The sequence below is a fragment of the Wolbachia endosymbiont of Drosophila bicornuta genome (assembly GCF_028982105.1).
Classification (GTDB): Bacteria; Pseudomonadota; Alphaproteobacteria; order Rickettsiales; family Anaplasmataceae; genus Wolbachia; species Wolbachia pipientis.
Map to the genome: position 1 here is coordinate 1 of NZ_JAPQLF010000101.1, position 3,254 is coordinate 3,254.

Genomic DNA, 3,254 nt, shown 5'->3' on the forward strand with positions numbered 1-3,254 from the left:
TGCTTATGGCTATGGTAGAGCAGTAGCATATTATGATCTGTTCGGATTATTGTAAAAAGAGCTATATTTTTAGTATTAACCAAAATTAACAGTTTAAAAGCATTTCTTAAAAAACTCACTATAACTTGGTCGCGATTTTCATTAAAAGACAAACGTAGAAGGGCTAGAGTATCCACTTTAACCTCTCTAAATTTGCTCACAATCTCTTAACTTGACGCGTATGATTGTACTAACATTGTGATTTGAGAACAACCTTCACCAGAAATGGTGTCATTCCAGTGTTAAGCACTGGAATGACTAGAGGTAACGCAAGAAGTTTACTCTTAATAAAAACCTGATGATGAATCATTATTACCAAATTTCGGCCTATTTCTGTTGCTGAAACCAGAACGAGGACGAGGAGGCCTCTTATGGTGACTTCCTCCAGGTTTTCTACTAAATGAATTATTGTAATAATTACCCCTGTCATTTGGACCATCTTTCCTTTCCTCGTTGTAAAGCTCACCTTCAAAAAACTCTCCCGTCTCTTGGTCAACCCGACGTCTTGACAACTTTGGACACCCACCTTTTTCGAAGTCAATTACTAGTGCTTTGAAAGTATCATCTTGTTTAAGTACGCTCTCTATAGAATCTATATGTTCATTAGCTATTTCACTTATGTGCATTTTTCCTTTTCTGCCATTAAGAAATTCAAGCTCTACAATAGACTTCTCTATTCTTACAACCTTGACATCAACTATAGAACCTTGTTCTAGTTTTGTTATTGAATCAATCATCATACTCTTTGCAATTTCAGCTTCAGTGCCACTCGTAGCAAAAACAGAAACTTTACCATCATCTCCTATTTCAATTTTTGCATTACTTCTTTCACACACACTGCGTATATTTTTCCCCTTAGAACCTATAGCAGCAGAAATTTTGTCTTTATCTATGTAAAATGATAACATCCTTGGTGCATGGTCTTTGACATCATCACTGTGTTCTGAAATCACTGCATTCATTTTTTCTAAAATATGTAATCTTCCAGCTTTTGCCTGTTCTAAAGATTTTTCAACAATTTCAAAGCTTATACCAGAAATTTTCATGTCCATTTGTAGCGCCGTAACCCCTTCACTAGTTCCTGCTACTTTAAAGTCCATATCACCAAGATAATCTTCATCACCAAGTATATCGGAAAGTATTACATACTCGTCTTTATCTTTGATGAGACCCATAGCAATTCCAGCAACAGGGGCCTTTATTGGCACACCAGTATCCATTAAAGCAAGAGAAGTTCCACAAACTGTTGCCATAGAAGAAGAACCATCAGACTCCAAAATTTCGGACACTACTCTTATTGTATAAGGAAATTCAGACTTATCGGGTAAAACAGGATGAATTGCTTTCCAAGCAAGTTTGCCATGACCGATTTCTCTTCTTCCTGGTGCACGCGCAGCAGAAGTTTCTCCAACAGCAAATGAGGGAAAGTTATAATGCAACATGAAATGCTCACGTCTATCCCCTTCAATATCATCCACAATTTGCTCATCTTGAGTGGTGCCAAGAGCAGTAACAACCAGTGCCTGAGTATTGCCTCTTGTAAATAGTGCAGAACCGTGAGTTTTGGACAGAATATCAACTTCAACTTCTATCTGACGTATCTCATCATGCTTACGACCGTCTATCCTGACACTTTTCTTCCTAATTATTTCACGTACTAAAGATCTTTCAAAGTTTTTTACTGCATACATAATTAACTTTTCGTCTTTTCCAGTTTCTTTAAGAGTATTCAACATATTCTCTCTGATCGCTTCTAAAGCTTGAACTCGCTCTTGTTTTACTGTTTGCGAATATGCTTTTTCAAAATCTTTACCGTATTTTTCGAGCTCTTGTGTTATATCTGATGTATCAATAGGAGCAAAGCTCTTAGGTTTATTGCCAATTGTATCAGCAAACTCTTTTATGAGCTTAATGACAGGTTTAAGGTGTTCATGGCCAAATTGTATTGCATTAAAAACATTTTCTTCAGAGAGCTCTTTCACTTCTGATTCAACCATTAAAATTGAATTTTCATCACCGGACAAAAACAGATCCAAGCTGCTTGCTTTCATCTCTTGAACAGAAGGGTTGAGTATATAGTTATTATTTTCATCACAACCAACCATCACTCCAGCTATAGTAAAGTGAAAAGGAACACCAGAAATTGCAAGAGCTGCAACAGCACCAATCAATGCTGGCACTTCAGGAGGATTGACTGTATCATAAGTTAATAGATTGCACACCACACTAACTTCATCATTAAATCCTTCTGGAAATAGTGGTCTTATACTTCTATCTATTACCCTTGAGATTAAAGTTTCTCTATCAGATGGCTTGCCTTCTCTTTTAAAAAAGCCGCCAGGGATCTTACCCATGGCATAGCTTTTTGCGATAAACTGTACATTTAAAGGAAGAAAATCAACATTTTCTTCCTTCTTTTTACTTACAACAGTTACTAAAACAGAAGTATCACCGTAATTTACAACTACTGAACCATGAGCTTGGCGTGCTATTTTTCCTGTTTCTAAAGATAAGGTACGACCACCCCACTCTATAGATTTTTTTATAATTTTAAACATACTAAATTCCTCGATTATTTTCTAATGCCTAACTTCTCTATTAATTCCTGATAGGCTTCATTACCAAATTTACGCTTTATATAATTTAAGTGCTTGCGTCTTCTACCTATCAATATAAGTAAACCACGCTTAGAGTGATGGTCATGCTTGTGCACTTTAAAGTGCTCAGTTAAATTACTGATCCTCTCGGTCAAAATTGCACATTGTACAAAAGATGAACCTGTATCATCTTCTTTAATTGCATATATATTTATCAAACTCTTTTTCTTTTCGGATGTTATCGACATCTAAACCTCATTTTAAATATTAAAAACACGAATAGGTTTCACACAACCATAAATAAAACTGCAGATTGCAATAGGTAGACTACCCACCACCGTACAACAAATATCATGATCCTTTAAATTACGCAAGTTATTTAATACAACTTCCTGACCTTTTCTGATTTTCCCCGCATCTTCTACGGAAATTTCAACTTTGAACATCGATTTTAAAGCCGATTCAATGGGGATGACGAAACTTTTTGTATTACTCCCTGTCACTCCATCATCTTCTGTCATCCCACCACCCTCTGTCATCCAAGTAGCTGACACTGGGATGGCTTTGTTGCATCGCTCTTCGGATAGTAGGTAACGCACAATAAATTTATGAAGCTAT

At 36.2% G+C, this 3,254-nt stretch carries 3 protein-coding genes and 1 pseudogene; 1 reads left to right on the plus strand and 3 read right to left on the minus strand.

Annotation, left to right across the window (positions count from 1 at the left end; all coding sequences use genetic code 11):
• Window positions 1–57: 57 nt before the first annotated feature.
• Window positions 58–210 (plus strand): annotated as a pseudogene (locus OZD68_RS03205) (IS4 family transposase); the annotation flags it as partial.
• A 113-nt stretch (window positions 211–323) separates the two neighbouring features.
• On the opposite strand, the gene pnp reads toward OZD68_RS03205, so the two are convergent.
• The 3 genes from pnp to OZD68_RS03220 are packed head-to-tail and all read right to left on the minus strand — an operon-like array spanning window position 324 to window position 3,235.
• Complete coding sequence (pnp, locus tag OZD68_RS03210; RefSeq protein ID WP_182309514.1) at window positions 324–2,597, minus strand: polyribonucleotide nucleotidyltransferase; 2,274 nt, start codon at window positions 2,595–2,597, stop codon at window positions 324–326.
• 14 nt (window positions 2,598–2,611) lie between these two features.
• Window positions 2,612–2,884 (minus strand): 30S ribosomal protein S15, encoded by a 273-nt coding sequence (rpsO, locus tag OZD68_RS03215; protein ID WP_006279944.1) that lies wholly within the window; start codon window positions 2,882–2,884, stop codon window positions 2,612–2,614.
• A 12-nt stretch (window positions 2,885–2,896) separates the two neighbouring features.
• Window positions 2,897–3,235: a hypothetical protein gene (locus tag OZD68_RS03220; RefSeq protein ID WP_275008988.1), complete on the minus strand. Its 339-nt coding sequence runs from the start codon at window positions 3,233–3,235 to the stop codon at window positions 2,897–2,899.
• Window positions 3,236–3,254 lie beyond the last annotated feature (19 nt).